The 16,140-nt window shown below is 40.2% G+C and carries 10 protein-coding genes and 2 pseudogenes; 10 read left to right on the forward strand and 2 right to left on the reverse strand.

Annotated elements, in window-relative coordinates:
- Nucleotides 1-14 precede the first annotated feature (14 nt).
- From SPPN_RS03420 to SPPN_RS03445, 7 genes and pseudogenes are all read left to right on the forward strand, one after another.
- Nucleotides 15-7,214 carry a ZmpA/ZmpB/ZmpC family metallo-endopeptidase gene (locus SPPN_RS03420; protein ID WP_000473020.1) on the forward strand — a complete coding sequence of 2,400 codons (7,200 nt, stop codon included), beginning with the start codon at nucleotides 15-17 and terminating at the stop codon, nucleotides 7,212-7,214.
- A 73-nt stretch (nucleotides 7,215-7,287) separates the two neighbouring features.
- Entirely contained in the window at nucleotides 7,288-9,009 is a 1,722-nt protein-coding gene (gene pabB, locus SPPN_RS03425; RefSeq protein ID WP_014017219.1) for an aminodeoxychorismate synthase component I, read from the forward strand.
- The gene (locus SPPN_RS03430; protein WP_000766589.1) at nucleotides 9,010-9,627 is read left to right on the forward strand and encodes an alpha/beta fold hydrolase; all 618 of its coding nucleotides are present in this window, start codon (nucleotides 9,010-9,012) and stop codon (nucleotides 9,625-9,627) included. It abuts the gene before it with no gap.
- A 73-nt stretch (nucleotides 9,628-9,700) separates the two neighbouring features.
- Nucleotides 9,701-10,291, forward strand: a pseudogene (locus tag SPPN_RS14185) (excalibur calcium-binding domain-containing protein); the annotation flags it as partial.
- Nucleotides 10,292-10,351: 60 nt separating this feature from the next.
- Nucleotides 10,352-10,900: pseudogene (ldcB, locus tag SPPN_RS14190) on the forward strand (LD-carboxypeptidase LdcB/DacB); the annotation flags it as partial.
- Nucleotides 10,901-11,004: 104 nt separating this feature from the next.
- A complete protein-coding gene (locus tag SPPN_RS03440) occupies nucleotides 11,005-11,964 on the forward strand; it encodes an ROK family glucokinase (RefSeq protein WP_000078582.1) in 960 nt (319 codons plus the stop codon).
- 96 nt (nucleotides 11,965-12,060) lie between these two features.
- Nucleotides 12,061-12,900 carry a thymidylate synthase gene (locus SPPN_RS03445; RefSeq protein WP_000158605.1) on the forward strand — a complete coding sequence of 280 codons (840 nt, stop codon included), beginning with the start codon at nucleotides 12,061-12,063 and terminating at the stop codon, nucleotides 12,898-12,900.
- Here the strand turns inward: SPPN_RS03445 and SPPN_RS13805 are convergent.
- Together SPPN_RS13805 and SPPN_RS03450 are read right to left on the reverse strand one after the other, a co-directional pair.
- Entirely contained in the window at nucleotides 12,897-13,055 is a 159-nt protein-coding gene (locus SPPN_RS13805; protein ID WP_023936363.1) for a hypothetical protein, read from the reverse strand. The genes SPPN_RS03445 and SPPN_RS13805 overlap by 4 nt on opposite strands.
- A gap of 56 nt (nucleotides 13,056-13,111) precedes the next feature.
- Entirely contained in the window at nucleotides 13,112-13,282 is a 171-nt protein-coding gene (locus tag SPPN_RS03450; protein ID WP_001051780.1) for a DUF3042 family protein, read from the reverse strand.
- 120 nt (nucleotides 13,283-13,402) lie between these two features.
- On the opposite strand from SPPN_RS03450, the gene miaA reads away from it, so the two are divergent.
- From miaA to SPPN_RS03465, 3 genes are read left to right on the forward strand one after another with little or no spacing between them, the layout of a single operon-like run.
- Nucleotides 13,403-14,287 (forward strand): tRNA (adenosine(37)-N6)-dimethylallyltransferase MiaA, encoded by an 885-nt coding sequence (gene miaA / locus SPPN_RS03455; RefSeq protein ID WP_000850201.1) that lies wholly within the window; start codon nucleotides 13,403-13,405, stop codon nucleotides 14,285-14,287.
- Nucleotides 14,280-15,518: a GTPase HflX gene (hflX, locus tag SPPN_RS03460; protein ID WP_000567349.1), complete on the forward strand. Its 1,239-nt coding sequence runs from the start codon at nucleotides 14,280-14,282 to the stop codon at nucleotides 15,516-15,518. Before miaA ends, hflX begins: the two co-directional genes overlap by 8 nt.
- Complete coding sequence (locus SPPN_RS03465) at nucleotides 15,511-16,134, forward strand: hypothetical protein (protein WP_000129711.1); 624 nt, start codon at nucleotides 15,511-15,513, stop codon at nucleotides 16,132-16,134. Before hflX ends, SPPN_RS03465 begins: the two co-directional genes overlap by 8 nt.
- Nucleotides 16,135-16,140: the final 6 nt, after the last annotated feature.

The raw sequence follows: 16,140 nt of genomic DNA on the forward strand, positions 1-16,140 counted from the left end.
TAAAGGAGATGAAAGTGTTTAAAAAAGACCGTTTTTCAATTCGTAAGATTAAGGGAGTTGTAGGTTCTGTATTTCTTGGAAGCCTTTTGATGGCTTCTTCTGTAGTGGACGCAGCCACCTATCACTATGTAGATAAAGAGGTTATTTCACAAGAAGCTAAAGATTTAATCCAGACAGGAAAGCCTGATGGAAATGAACTTGTTTATGGTTTGGTGTATCAAAAAAATCAGCTGCCACAAACAGGGACAGAAGCATCTGTTTTGACAGCTTTTGGTTTGCTGACTGTTGGGAGCTTGCTTTTAATCTACAAGAGAAAGAAAATTGCCAGCGTCTTTCTAGTTGGAGCTATGGGATTGGTAGTCCTTCCTAGTGCAGGAGCTGTAGATCCAGTTGCTACTCTAGCACCGGCTAGTCGAGAGGGTGTTGTTGAAATGGATGGTTATCGTTATGTTGGTTATCTATCAGGTGACATCCTCAAAACGCTTGGCTTGGACACTGTTTTAGAAGAAGACTCAGCTAAACCTGAAGAGGTAACTGTGGTCGAAGTTGAGAATCCCCAAGTAACAACAAATCAGGAGCAAGCTAAGCCAGAAAACCGAGCAGTAGAGACAGAGGAAGCTCCTAAAACAGAAGAAAATCCAAAGGAAGAACCAAAATCGGAGGTAAAACCTACTGACGAAACCCTTCCTAAAGTAGAAGAGGGGAAAGAAGATTCAGCAGAACCAGCACCAGTCAAATCGGAAAGTCAACCATCAGACAAACCAGCTGAGGAATCAAAAGTTGCAACTCCAGTAGAACAACCAAAAGTCCCAGAACAACCCGTGCAACCTACACAACCGGAGCAGCCAAGGATACCAAAAGAATCATCACAACCAGAAGATCCTAAAGAGGATAAGGTATCGGAAGAGACACCGAAACAAGAAGATGCACAGCCAGAAGTAGTAGAAACAAGAGATGAGGCTTCTAATCAACCTGTTGAAGAACTAAAAGTGGAAACGCCTGCTGTAGAAAAACAAACGGAACCAGCTGAGGAACCAAAAGTTGAACAAGCAGGTGAACCAGTCGCGCCAAGTGAAGGCGAAAAGGCACCAGTCTCTCCAGAAAAGCAACCAGAAGCTTCTAAAGAAGAGAAGACTGCGGAAGAAATACCGAAACAAGAAGAACAACCAGTAGAAGCTCAAGTTGAACCAGAAAGTCAACCAACAGAAACTTCACCAGCTGCTCAACCAGCAGAACATCAGGACGAAGAAACAAAAGTAGAACAGCCAGCAGTAGAACATAAAACAACTCCTGAAGAAGGTGTGTTAAATGTAATAGAAGTTAAGTCTGAAGTTATAGTAACTAAAGAGCCTGTGCCTTTTAAGACAGTTGAGCAAGATGATGAGAACCTCGCTAAGGGAAAAACAAGGGTTATTCGAGAAGGTGTTGCTGGCGAACGCACTATTTTAACTGAAGTCACTACTACTGATGGTAGACAGTCCAGTAAAGTACTAGAGGATACAATAACAACCAATCCAGTAGATGAAATAAAGGGTGTTGGTACTAAAGAACCAGTTGATAAAAGTGAGTTAAAGAATCAAATTGATAAAGCTAGTTCAGTTTCTCCTACTGATTATTCTACAGCAAGTTACAATGCTCTTGGATTTGTTTTAGAAGCTGCAAAAGGTGTATATGCTTCTGACTCTGTAAAACAACCTGAAGTAGATAGCGAGACAGCTAAACTTAAAGCTGCTATCGACGCTCTTACTGTTGATAAAACAGACTTAAACAAAACTATCGAAGATGCGAAATCAAAAACTAAAGAGCACTACAGTGATGCATCTTGGACAAACCTTCAAAATGTATTAGCCGAAGCGAAAAAAGTTACAAGCAAACCAGAAGCAAAACAAAGCGAAGTTAATCACATTGACGAAAAACTTAAATCCGCTATTGCTGGATTAAATACAGATAAGACTGAACTTGAAAAACAACTGAATCTTGTAAACGAAAAAACTCAAGCTGACCACAGTACTACATCTTGGAACACTCTAGAAGAATCGAAAAATGCCGCTCAAACTGTAAAAGATAAGGCTACCTCTACTCAAGCTCAAATCGACGAAGCTACTAAAAAACTTAAAGCTGCTATTGACGCTCTAAGCGTTGATAAAACAGACTTAAACAAAACTATCTCTGATGCGAAATCAAAAACTAAAGAACACTACAGCGATGCAACTTGGGCAAATCTTCAAACTGTACTAGCTGAAGCTGAAAAAGTTACAAGCAACCCAGCAACAAAACAAAGCGAAGTAAATCACATTGACGAAAAACTGAAATCTGCTATCGCTGGTTTAAATACAGATAAGACTGAACTTGAAAAACAACTTGCTGATGTTAAGTCTAAAACTGCAGCGGACTACAGCACTACATCTTGGAATGCTCTAGAAGAATCGAAAAATGTCGCTCAAACTGTAAAAGACAACGACAAAGCTACTCAAGCTCAAATCAAGGATGCAACTGAAAAACTGAAAGCGGCTATCACTGATTTAACTACAGATAAGACTGAACTTGAAAAACAACTTGCTGATGCTCAGTCTAAGACTGCTACTGACTACAGTACTGTATCTTGGAGCGCTCTAGAAGAGGCAAAAAATGCCGCTCAAGCTGTAGAAGATAACGCTACTGCTACTCAGGCTCAAATCGATGATGCTGCTAAAAAACTGAAATCTGCTATCGATGCTCTTACTGTTGATAAAACAAAATTACAAGAACAAATAAAAGATGCAGAAATTAAACGAGAAGCTGACTATAGCCCTAATACTTGGAATGAATTTAAAAAAGCTGAAATAAAAGCTAAAGAAATCAACAACCAAACTACTCCACTTCCTAAACAAAGTAAAATAGATGCGACTACTCAAGCTCTTCAAGACGCTATTAAAGCTCTTGCTGTAGATAAAACTGCATTACAAACGGCTATTAACACAGCTAACAGCAAACGTAAAGAAGAATACACTACTCAAACATGGAAATCTTTAGAAGACACTCTTACAGCAGCAAAATCTGTAAATGCAGATGATGCTACTACTCAAAGCAAAGTTAATGCAGCTACCGAAAAATTAGAAGAAGCTATCAAAAACTTAGCTCCATTAACTGAAAAACCAGTATTAAAATTTGTAAATACTGATAAGAAAGTATTAGATAAAGAAGTAGTTGCTAAGTATTCTCTAGAGAATCCAACTAAGACAAAAATTAAATCAATCACAGCTACCCTGAAAAAAGATGGACAAGTTGTTAAGACTGTGAATCTAACAGAAAATAATCTAAATGCGTTATTAGACAATGTAGAATACTTCAAAGAGTATACTCTATCTACTACTATGGTTTATGATAGAGGTAATGGTCAAGAAGAAACTGAAACATTAGAAGATAAACAAATACAATTAGACCTTAAAAAAGTTGAAATTAAAAATATTAAAGAAACAAGCTTAATAAGTGTTGACGATGCAGGTGTTGAAACTGACTCAAGTTTACTTTCAGAAAACCCAACGAATGTTGCTTCACTTTACCTACGAGTTACAACTCATGACAACAAAGTTACAAGACTTGCTGTTGACAAGATTGAAGAAGTAGAAAAAGACGGAAAAACTTTATATAAAGTTACTGCCAAAGCACCAGACTTAGTTCAACGTAATGCTGATAATACACTTAGCGAAGAGTATGTTCATTACTTTGAAAAACAAAAAGCAAAAGAAGGTAATGTTTACTACAACTTCAACGAGCTTGTAAAAGATATGAAAGCTAACCCTAGCGGTGAGTTCAAACTTGGTGCAGATCTAAATGCAGCTAATGTACCAACTCCAAATAAAGAGTATGTTCCTGGTACATTTAAAGGTAAGTTATCAAGTGTTGACGGACAACGTTATTCAATTCACAATATGTCTCGTCAATTATTTGGTGGTATTGAAGGTGGTTCTGTTAAAGATGTTAATTTAGCTAATGTTGATATCAACATGCCTTGGATTGACAATATTTCTGCACTTGCCAGAACTGTTAAAAATGCTACTGTTGAGAATATTAAAGTAACAGGCAGTATTCTCGGTAGAGATAGAATTGCTGGTATTATTAATAAAGGAGATACGGGAGCTCAATTAACAAATGTTGCATTCATCGGTAATCTTACGGGTGTTGGTAACAGAGGTTGGGATTTCGGTGGTATTGCCGGAGAGCTTTGGAAAGGTAATATAGATAAAGCTTATGTAGATGCTTATATGGTAGCTAATAAAGCTCGTATCGGTGGTCTTGTTGCTAGAACGGACAACAGTGGTGACCCTAACGGAATCGGTAAATACGGGGCTGTCCGTAATGCTGTTACAAAAGGAACTATTAAAGTAAAAGATCCTGTTGAAACAGGCGGATTCATCAGTAAAAACTGGGCATGGGGTAAAGTTGCAGACTCCGTGTCAATGATGAAAGTTGAAAATGGTGAAGTGTTCTATGGATCTAAAGATATTGCTGAAGATGATGGTTACTTCTCAAACAATGCATTAGAACGTAACTTTATCGTGAAAGATATAAGTACAGGTAAGCGTTCATTTAGATTCTCTACTTCTGATAGAATTAAAGAGGTTTCTCAAGAAGAAGCAGATAAGAAAATTGCAACATTGGGAATTACAGCTAATGATTATGTTATCAATCCTCTTGTTTCAGATACTCTAAATAATGTAAAACCAAAATCTGACACTTACAAAGATACTCAAGATTACGATGCATCTCGTGAACTTGCTTATCGTAATGTTGAAAAACTTCAACCATTCTACAACAAAGAATGGATTGTCAACCAAGGGAACAAGCTTGCAACTGATAGTCCATTAATGACCAAAGAAGTATTGTCTGTAACTGCAATGAAAGGTAATGACTTTGTTACAGACCTTACAGATGCTGACCATATTATGGTTCACTACGCAGATAAGACAAAAGATATCTTTACGATTTCTCCTAAGGACTCTCAAGTTAAGCAAGTAAAAGAGTACAGTGTAGCTGAGCTTGGTGAAGTTGTGTACACACCAAACATGGTTGTTAAAGATCGTGCTGACTTAATCAGTGCTATTGAAAGCAAATTAAGCCCTGTTGAATTGCAATCTGACCCGATTTATCAACACTTGGGTAGAACTGGTGGTAACAAAGTCAATGCAATTAAGGACTTGTACCTAGAAGAAAGCTTCAAGTATGTGAAAGATAATCTTACTAAATTCGTTACGAAGTTAGTAGAAAATGAAGATCACCAGCTTAACACTGATGAAGCTGCAAAACGTGCTTTGATTAAGAAAATTGATGACAATAAGGCTGCAGTTCTTCTTGGTTTGTCTTATCTCAACCGTTACTACGGTGTTAAATTCGATAACTTTAACATTAAAGAGTTAATGTTATTCAAACCTGATTTCTACGGTAAGAATGTTAGTGTCTTAGACTTCTTGATTAAGATTGGTTCTAAAGAAAATAATATTAAAGGTAACAGAACGTTAGAAGCTTATCGTGAAGTAATTGGTGGAACGATTGGTATCGGTGAGTTAAACGGTTTCTTAAACTATAATATGCGTTTATTCACAGAAGAAACTGACATCAATACTTGGTATAAAAAAGCTGTATCGCATACCAACTATATTGTTGAAAAACAATCCTCAAACCCTGCGTTTGCCAACAAGAAATATCGCCTTTATGAAAACTTGAACAATGGTGAACATGGTAAATACATTTTACCACTTCTCACTACGAAGAAAGCTCATATGTTCTTGATTTCAACCTATAATACATTAGCGTTTAGTGCGTTTGAGAAATATGGTAAGAATACAGAAGCTGAACGTGAAGCGTTTAAGAAAGAAATCGATTTACGTGCTCAAGAGCAAATCAATTACTTAGACTTCTGGTCTAGACTTGCTGCTGACAATGTACGTGATAGATTGTTAAAATCTGAAAATATGGTTCCGTCTGCAATTTGGGATAACCAAGAAGTTCCAGGCCATGGATGGGCTGATAGAATGGGGCATAATAAGAATGGTGACTATGCTCCGGTTCGTGAGTTCTATGGACCTACAGGTAAATGGCATGGATATAATGGTACGGGTGCATATGCTTATATCTTTACTAATCCACAAAACTCAGAAGCTGTGTATTATATCATATCTAGTATGATCAGTGATTTCGGTACTTCTGCATTCACTCATGAAACTACACACATTAATGACCGTATGGCCTACTTAGGAACATGGCGTCACCGTGAAGGAACAGACGTTGAAGCCTTTGCTCAAGGTATGTTACAATCACCATCAGTTTCAAATCCAAATGGAGAATATGGTGCCTTAGGATTAAACATGGCTTACGAACGTAAAAATGATGGAAATCAAATTTACAACTATAATCCGAATGTGTTAAATAGTCGTGAGAAAATCGATCACTACATGAAGAATTACAATGAATCCATGATGATGCTTGATTACTTAGAAGCTGAGTCTGTCATCAAGAAAAATACTGGAACAAATGATAAGTGGTTCAAGAAGATTGATAAGAAATATCGTGAAAAAGCGGATCGCAATGGCTTAGTTGGTGAACCACATCAATGGGATTTAGTTCGTGATTTGAATGATGACGAAAAGAATACGAAGCTGACAAGTATTGATCAACTGGTTGATGGAAACTTTGCAACGAAACATGGATTACCAGGAAATGGTCATTACCGTACTGAAGGATTTGATTCTGCTTATACTGTAGTAAATATGATGACAGGTATTTATGGTGGTAATACAAGTAAGAGTGCGGTTGGTTCAATCTCATTCAAACATAATACCTTCCGTATGTGGGGTTACTTCGGTTATTTAGACGGATTCTTAGGTTATGCATCAAACAAATACAAACAAGAATCTAAAGCAGCAGGTAATGTAGGTCTTGGTGATGACTTTATTATTAATAAAGTTTCTAACGGCAAATTCCAAAGCTTAGAAGCATGGAAGAAAGCATGGTATCATGAAGTACACGAAAAAGCCCAAAGAGGTTTTGTTGAAATTGAAATCGATGGTCAAAAGATTTCAACTTACGCACAACTTCAGACCTTATTTGATGCCGCGGTCGAAAAAGACCTTCAAGGTAATGATTTCAAGAATACTGTGGATCTTAAATGGAAAGTTTACAAACAACTCTTGCAGAAATCAGATGGATTTGCTGGTGATTTATTCACTAAAGCATAATCAATAGTAAGAAAACAATAAAAAGGTAGATCAGCTTTTGTCTGTATCTGCCTTTTTATGCTATACTTAAGGTATGCATAGAAAAACAGTGATTGATTTTAGGGCTTTGGGGGAGAGATACATCTTTACCCAGCCTATTAAAGAGTTGAAAACGAGAAATGTAGAAGAAGTGGCAGATTTGCTGGCACAAGTGGAAAGCTACCAAGAGCAAGGTTATTATGTGGTGGGCTATGTCAGCTACGAGGCTGCACCTGCTTTTGAGGAAAAATTAGCAGTTCACAAGGATCCCCTACTGGGAGAGTACCTGCTTTACTTTACTGTTCATGATAGCGTAGAAACTTCCCCTATTCCTCTGACTTATGAGGATATTGATTTGCCCTCAAATTGGCAGGAAGTGACGTCTGCAGCAGACTATGAAAAGGCAATTGCCCAAATTCACCATCATTTGCGTCAGGGAGACACCTATCAGGTCAACTACACCGTCCAACTCAAGCAAAAGTTAAGTGCCAATCCTTTTGCCATCTACAATCGTATGGTGGTAGAGCAGGAGGCGGGCTACAATGCCTATGTTGAACATGACGAGATGGCAGTAATTTCCATGAGCCCAGAGCTCTTTTTTGAGCAAAATGACCGCGAATTGACAACACGACCAATGAAGGGGACGACTCAGCGTGGCATGACTGACAAAGAAGACTTGGAGCAGGCCAGTTGGTTGGAACAGGATCCTAAAAATCGCTCTGAAAATATGATGATTGTGGACCTCTTGCGCAATGATATGAACCGTATTTCTGAAGTGGGGAGCGAGCACGTGGAGCGTCTGTGTCAGGTAGAGCAGTATTCAACGGTTTGGCAGATGACTTCGACCATCAAGAGTCAGTTGCGAGAAGATGTGAACCTTGTTGAAATCTTCCGTTCTCTCTTTCCTTGTGGTTCTATAACGGGAGCACCGAAAATTGCGACTATGGAAATCATCAAGAACTTGGAGCCGCAACCGCGTGGAGTTTACTGCGGAACGATTGGTCTCTTGCTTCCAAATGGACGACGGATTTTCAATGTTGCCATTCGGACCATTCAACTGCATCAAGGGAAAGCTATCTATGGAGTTGGCGGAGGTATTACATGGGATAGCACCTGGGAATCTGAATACCGTGAAGTTCATCAAAAGGCAGCTGTTCTCTATCGTAAACAAGCTCGTTTTCAGCTGATTACGACTGGGAAAATCAGCCAGAAGAACCTGCTGTTTGAAGCACAACATCTGGAAAGGCTGAGAAAAGCTAGTCGCTATTTTGCTTCTCCTTTTGATGCAGAAGACTTGAAACAAAAGATAAAGGAAGAGTGTCAGGATTGTGATGTTAATCAAGATTACCGCTTGCGAATTAGCCTTAGCAAGTCTGGAGAGATAGAAGTCAATCGTCAAGTATTAACACCTCTCAGTCGAACCTTCTGCTATGCCCAACTCTGTCTTCAGGAAGCCAATTTGCAACAAGCATTTACCTACTTCAAAACAAGCCACCGACCTCACTTGGGCCTAAGGAAGCAGGAAATTATTTACCATAATGCAGCTGGAGAGCTATTGGAAACCTCAATCGGAAATTTGGTTCTGAAAATTTCTGGGAGACTCTACACACCGCCTATCGAACTTGGAATCTTGCCAGGAATTTACCGTCAGCATTTGCTAGAAACAGGACAGCTAGAAGAGAAAGTCTTGACTTTAAAAGACTTAGCCCAAGCTGAGGCTATATATGGCTGTAATGCAGTGAGAGGCTTGTATGAACTAAGCCTTGAGGAGAACTAGATGAAACTGATATTTTTATACGGTTTAGGGCAGTCAGCAGAGTCTTGGAAAGAAGTGCAAGAGTTACTTGCGGATTATCCCTCTGAAGCCCTTGACTTATTCCCTACGGGAATTACTAGCTATCAAAAAGCCAAGGAGCGAGTTTATCAGCAACTAGCTCAAGAGACAGAACCTTTTGTTTTGATTGGATTGTCCTTAGGTGCTGCCCTGGCATTAGAACTATCTTGTTACGATTTACCAAATCTTCGAGCTTTGATTCTGTCAGGATGCCCGCTTAAATTGTCCGGTAATATCCTATTTTATCTTCAGTTGCTGATTTTTAAACTACTTCCCAAAAGAGTATTTGAAAAACAGGGAGCAGACAAGACTTTTATAATAGGTATTTCCAAAGAATTGAAGACACTTGACTTAACGGATATAGCAGGGAATTGCCCCTATCCAACCTTACTAATTTGTGGCAGCAAAGATAAACCGAATCTTAGTTCTATGAGAAGTCTTCATAAACTAATATCAGAATCCCAATTTCAGATTATCCCAGATGGCCCTCATGTCTTGAATAAGGAAAAACCAAAGGAGTTTGTAGAAAAGACCAGAAGTTTCCTTGAATTGCTGAAATAAGTTTGATAAAATAATATTGAAATCGATGACATCGTTAGAGGAGAAAGTAATGAACAAACGTCTATTTTTAAAAATGAGTCTGGTGACGTTGTCAATTTTAGCCTTGTTTTCACAACCTGTGTTAGCAGAGGAAAACATTCATTTTTCGAGTTGTAAGGAAGCTTGGGCGAATGGATACGCGGATATTCATGAGGGAGACCCCGGTTATTCTGCCAAGTTATACCGTGATCATGACGGTGTGGCTTGCGAATTGAAAAATGCCCCTAAGGGTGCTTTTAAAGCAAAACAAGAGACTACAACTCAAACTGATACAAGTTCATCAACAACAAGTGGTTGGGTTAAGCAGGACGGTGCTTGGTACTACTTTGATGGAAATGGAAATCCAGTGAAAAATGCTTGGCAGGGAAGCTATTACCTGAAAGCAGACGGGAAAATGGCCCAGAGCGAATGGATTTATGATGATTCTTATCAGACTTGGTATTACTTGAAATCAGATGGTTCGTATGCTTATAGTATATGGCAAGGAAATTACTATTTGAAATCAGATGGTAAGATGGCCAAAAGTGAATGGGTTTATGACTCTTCTTATCAAGCTTGGTATTATTTGACATCAGATGGATCTTATGCTTATAATACATGGCAAGGTAAAATGGCTGTCAATGAATGGGTTGATGGTGGACGTTATTATGTTGGTGCGACTGGTTTGTGGAAAGCTAATTCAAAAGTAAGCAATAAAGGTTCTTATTATAGCCTTCAAGGAAAGTATGATGAAATCATAGTTGCCAATAAACATTATCCTATGTCTAAAGATTACTATCCAGGTGAAAATGCTACTGCAAAAGCAGCCTTTTTAAAACTGATTGCACAGATGCAGAAGGAAGGATACGCTATTAGCGATAATTATAGTGGCTTTAGAAGTTATGCAACTCAAGCACAATTATATCAAAGTTATGTGAACCAAGAGGGTCAGGCTGCTGCGGATCGTTATTCCGCCCGTCCTGGATATAGCGAACATCAGACAGGACTTGCTTTTGATGTGATTGGCACAGATGGTCAATTAGTTGAAGATGCTGGTGCGGCTCAATGGTTATTGGATTATGCACCAGACTATGGTTTTGTTGTTCGCTATCCCCGTGGAAAAGAGAGTGTCACAGGCTATATGCATGAGGAATGGCATTTACGTTACATTGGAAAAGAAGCAAAAGAGATTGCTGCAAGTGGTTTGACACTGGAGGAATATTATGGATTTGATGGTGGAGATTATCTGGATTAAAAATCTATATTAGCTAAATGCAAACCTTTGCATAAATGACTGAAATTTGTTATACTAGTACTGTAAGCATTTTCAATTACTAGACAATGAAAAAGGAGAGTATGATGAGTCAAAAGATTATTGGGATTGACCTTGGTGGAACTTCTATCAAATTTGCAATCTTAACAACAGCAGGAGAAATCCAAGGAAAATGGTCTATCAAGACTAACATTTTGGATGAGGGAAGTCATATCGTAGATGATATGATTGAGTCTATTCAACACCGTTTGGACTTGCTTGGATTGGTGGCAGCGGATTTCCAAGGTATTGGAATGGGGTCACCAGGTGTGGTTGACCGTGAAAAAGGGACTGTTATCGGTGCCTACAACCTCAACTGGAAAACTCTTCAACCAATTAAAGAAAAGATTGAAAAAGCCTTGGGTATTCCATTCTTCATCGATAATGATGCCAACGTGGCAGCTCTTGGTGAGCGCTGGATGGGTGCTGGAGATAATCAACCAGACGTTGTCTTTATGACACTTGGTACAGGTGTTGGTGGCGGTATCGTCGCAGAAGGCAAATTGCTTCACGGTGTGGCTGGTGCAGCAGGTGAGCTTGGTCACATCACTGTTGACTTTGATCAACCAATCGCATGTACTTGCGGTAAGAAAGGTTGCCTTGAGACAGTTGCTTCAGCAACAGGAATTGTCAACTTGACTCGTCGCTATGCGGATGAATACGAAGGCGATGCAGCCTTGAAACGCTTGATTGATAACGGAGAAGAAGTAACTGCTAAGACTGTCTTTGGTCTCGCAAAAGAAGGAGACGACCTTGCCTTGATCGTTTACCGTAACTTCTCACGTTACTTGGGAATCGCTTGTGCCAACATCGGTTCAATCCTCAACCCATCAACAATCGTCATCGGTGGTGGTGTGTCAGCTGCGGGAGAATTCCTTCTACAAGGTGTTCAAAAAGTCTATGACGAAAATACTTTCCCACAAGTGCGCACATCTACTAAATTGGCTCTTGCAACTCTAGGAAATGACGCTGGGGTTATCGGAGCAGCATCACTTGTATTGCAATAAAATAAAAAAGGAGAAAATTGCTTTCCAGAAGCGAGTGATTTTCCTCCTTTCTTTTTTTATGCTATACTAGTTAGGAAATAAATGAGGTGATAGTAAATGACAAAAGCAGATACGATTTTTAAAGAGAATATTGAACGAATCCTCAAAGACGGTGTCTTTTCTGAGCAGGCCCGTCCTAAGTACAAGGATGGAACTGTTGCTAACTCCAAGTACATAACTGGTGCTTTTGCCGAGTATGACTTGGCCAAAGGGGAATTCCCCATCACGACTTTGCGTCCAATTGCCATCAAATCCGCCATCAAGGAAGTGCTCTGGATTTACCAAGACCAGTCCAATAGCCTAGAGTTACTTAATGATAAGTACAATGTTCACTACTGGAATGACTGGGAAGTTGGAGACACGGGAACCATTGGTGAGCGCTATGGTGCCGTTGTTAAGAAACACGACATTATCAATAAGCTTCTCAAACAGTTGGAAACCAATCCTTGGAACCGCCGCAATATTATTTCGCTCTGGGATTACCAAGCTTTCGAAGAAACAGATGGGCTGCTCCCGTGCGCCTTTCAGACCATGTTTGATGTTCGGCGTGTTGATGGGGAAATCTATCTGGATGCGACCTTGACCCAGCGCTCCAATGATATGCTGGTGGCCCACCACATCAACGCTATGCAGTATGTGGCTTTGCAGATGATGATTGCCAAGCATTTTGGCTGGAAGGTTGGAAAGTTCTTCTACTTCATCAACAACCTCCATATCTATGACAATCAATTTGAACAAGCTCAGGAATTACTCCGTCGTGAACCGTCAAACTGCCAACCACGTTTGGTTTTGAATGTTCCTGATGGAACTAATTTCTTTGATATCAAAGCAGAAGATTTTGAATTGGTGGATTATGACCCTGTTAAGCCGCAGTTGAAGTTTGACCTAGCTATTTAAGGCTCTTCGAAAATCTCTTCAAACCACGTCAGCGTCGCTTCATCAACAACCTCAAAACCGTGTTTTGAGCTGACTTCGTCAGTCTTATCTACAATCTTAAAGTAGTGCTTTGAGCAACCTGCGGCTAGCTTCTTAGTTTGCTCTTTGATTTTCATTGAGTATAAAAGAATAGAAAAAAGAAGTTGAGAATAATCCCAACTTCTTTTGTTTCTTAACGTGATACGCGACGACGAGCTGCTTTTTTACGGTTTTCTTCGATGAAAGCTGCTTTTTGCTCTTCTGGTTCGATTACTTTCTTTTTAAATGCGTATACTGCACCTGCAACGGCAGCGACAGTTCCTGCGACACCTGTTACAAGACCTTTAGCGAATCCTTTAGCCATGAGTCTTCCTCCTTTATCTTCTTAATCAGCCAGCCCCCTCAAGAGGTCACATTTTTCTGGCTGACCTTTTTGTGTTATAATAATAGTAACGAAAAAATGGGAATTTTTCAAGGAAAAAAGATGAAAACTAAAATAATTGTGATCGTTGGACCGACTGCTGTTGGGAAGACAGCTCTAGCTATTGAAGTGGCCAAGCGTTTTAATGGCGAAGTGGTTAGTGGAGATAGCCAGCAAGTCTATCGAGGACTTGATATTGGGACGGCCAAGGCTAGTCCAGAAGAGCAGGCAGCTGTTCCTCATCATTTAATCGATGTTAGAGAGGTAACCGAGTCTTACTCGGCTTTTGATTTTGTTTCAGAAGCTAAGATGGCTATTGAGGATATTCACAGTCGTGGCAAGCTAGCCATTATCGCCGGTGGGACTGGACTTTATATCCAGAGCTTGCTAGAAGGTTACCACCTGGGTGGGGAGACACCTCATGAGGAGATTTTGGCCTATCGGGCTAGTTTAGAGCCTTATACAGATGAGGAATTAGCTCATCTGGTGGAGCAAGCTGGCCTTGAGATTCCCCAGTTTAATCGTCGTCGTGCGATGCGTGCCTTGGAAATGGCCCATTTTGGTCAGGATTTGGAAAATCAAGAGACCTTGTATGAACCATTGATTATCTGCTTGGATGATGAGCGAAGTCAACTATATGAACGTATCAATCGCCGCGTGGATTTGATGTTTGAGGCTGGGCTTTTGGATGAGGCCAAGTGGCTTTTTGATCATTACTCGGATGTTCAGGCGGCTAAAGGAATTGGTTACAAGGAACTCTTTCCTTATTTCCGTGGAGAGCAGACCTTGGAGGAAGCTAGTGAGAGTCTCAAACAGGCGACCCGTCGTTTTGCCAAGCGTCAGTTGACCTGGTTCCGTAATCGCATGCAGGTCACCTTTTATCAGATTGGAGAATCTGGTGTACAAGACCGCATTTTAAGCCAGATAGAGGAGTTTTTAGATGATTGATACGGAAAAAAAAGAGGAGCGAGTCCTGCTCATAGGTGTGGAATTGCAGGGCATGGACAATTTTGACCTCTCCATGGAAGAATTGGCCAGTTTAGCGAAAACGGCTGGGGCAGTCGTTGTAGATAGCTACAGACAAAAACGTGAAAAATATGATTCCAAGACCTTCGTCGGCTCTGGTAAGTTGGAAGAAATTGCGCTTATGGTGGATGCAGAAGAAATCACCACTGTCATCGTCAACAACCGTCTGACCCCACGGCAAAATGTCAATCTAGAAGAAGTTCTCGGTGTTAAGGTCATTGACCGTATGCAGTTGATTTTGGATATCTTTGCCATGCGGGCTCGAAGCCATGAAGGCAAACTCCAAGTCCACCTAGCCCAGCTAAAATATCTCTTGCCCCGCTTGGTTGGTCAGGGAATTATGCTCAGCCGTCAGGCAGGGGGAATTGGTTCCCGTGGACCTGGCGAAAGTCAGCTGGAGCTGAACCGTCGTAGCGTTCGCAATCAAATCACGGATATCGAGCGCCAGCTCAAGGTGGTTGAGAAAAATCGGGCGACTGTTAGAGAAAAACGTCTGGAGTCAAGCACCTTTAAGATTGGTTTGATTGGTTACACCAATGCTGGAAAATCAACCATCATGAACACCTTGATCAGTAAGACTCAGTATGAAGCGGACGAGCTCTTTGCGACTCTGGATGCGACGACTAAGAGTATCCATCTGGGAGGCAATCTCCAAGTAACTTTGACAGATACAGTTGGCTTTATCCAAGATTTGCCTACAGAGCTGGTGTCCAGTTTTAAGTCAACCTTGGAAGAAAGCAAGCATGTGGACCTTCTGGTTCATGTTATCGATGCCAGCAATCCTTACCACGAGGAACATGAAAAAACAGTTCTTTCCATCATGAAAGACTTAGATATGGAAGATATTCCTCGTCTGACACTTTATAATAAAGCGGATTTGGTGGAGGATTTTACGCCGACCCAAACACCTTATGCCCTCATTTCTGCCAAGTCTGAGGATAGTCGTGAGAATTTGCAGGCTTTGTTTTTAGAGAAAATCAAGGATATTTTTGAATCCTTTACTCTGCGTGTGCCTTTTTCAAAGTCCTACAAGATTCATGATTTAGAAAGTGTTGCGATTTTGCAAGAACGCGATTATCAGGAAGACGGCGAAGTGATTAGAGGCTACATTTCTGAGAAAAACAAATGGAGGTTAGAAGAATTTTATGACTGATATTAAAACTTTGGCTCTAAAGTATGGAGGTTATACAAGTCTGGATAAGGTCTATCTGGATCAACTTCTAGCTGGTAAAACAGAGCAGGAGCAGTTGGCACTTATCACACCTCCGCCAAGTGTCGTTAATGCTTACTTTGCAGAGCTCTACCAGAAAAAGAGTCCTCAAGCTGCGACGGATTATTTTGCAGAAGTCAGTCAGGAACTGAATCTTTACAATGCTGAACCTAGTTTCACCTCAGAAAACAAGCCCTTTATTCGGCTTAATCTGTCTGGTAAATCCTTTGGTTTTTGTTATGAGAGTGAGGGTCTAGGTCGAATTTTCTCTGAAAATGAGGAGAAGATTTCAGATGACTTGCTCTTTGAGATTGCGCAAATTTTCCCTCATCAACTAGTCTTTGAAGAATCTGGCAAGATTTACATGAAGGCTGTCGGAGAAGAGGAAGTCGTCTCTGTTGAAAGTTTAACTCCTTTAACGGATTTAGAAATCTTAGCAGATGGTCGCAAGCGTCTTAAAGGATACAGCCAAGAGGAGTTATTACAAGAAGCTACAGCTTTTTCTGGCAAGCCTTATTTCCGATCGGAAAACCGCACAGCCATGTTATATATTGATTAATTAGAA

It is taken from the genome of Streptococcus pseudopneumoniae IS7493, assembly GCF_000221985.1.
Taxonomy (GTDB): Bacteria; Bacillota; Bacilli; order Lactobacillales; family Streptococcaceae; genus Streptococcus; species Streptococcus pseudopneumoniae.

Coding starts and splice junctions, on each gene's coding strand:
- pabB (WP_014017219.1), top strand. CDS start 7,288: ATGCATAGAAAAACAGTGATTGATTTTAGGGCTTTGGGGGAGAGATAC.
- SPPN_RS03430 (WP_000766589.1), top strand. CDS start 9,010: ATGAAACTGATATTTTTATACGGTTTAGGGCAGTCAGCAGAGTCTTGG.
- SPPN_RS03440 (WP_000078582.1), top strand. CDS start 11,005: ATGAGTCAAAAGATTATTGGGATTGACCTTGGTGGAACTTCTATCAAA.
- SPPN_RS03445 (WP_000158605.1), top strand. CDS start 12,061: ATGACAAAAGCAGATACGATTTTTAAAGAGAATATTGAACGAATCCTC.
- SPPN_RS13805 (WP_023936363.1), bottom strand. CDS start 13,055: ATGAAAATCAAAGAGCAAACTAAGAAGCTAGCCGCAGGTTGCTCAAAG.
- SPPN_RS03450 (WP_001051780.1), bottom strand. CDS start 13,282: ATGGCTAAAGGATTCGCTAAAGGTCTTGTAACAGGTGTCGCAGGAACT.
- miaA (WP_000850201.1), top strand. CDS start 13,403: ATGAAAACTAAAATAATTGTGATCGTTGGACCGACTGCTGTTGGGAAG.
- hflX (WP_000567349.1), top strand. CDS start 14,280: ATGATTGATACGGAAAAAAAAGAGGAGCGAGTCCTGCTCATAGGTGTG.
- SPPN_RS03465 (WP_000129711.1), top strand. CDS start 15,511: ATGACTGATATTAAAACTTTGGCTCTAAAGTATGGAGGTTATACAAGT.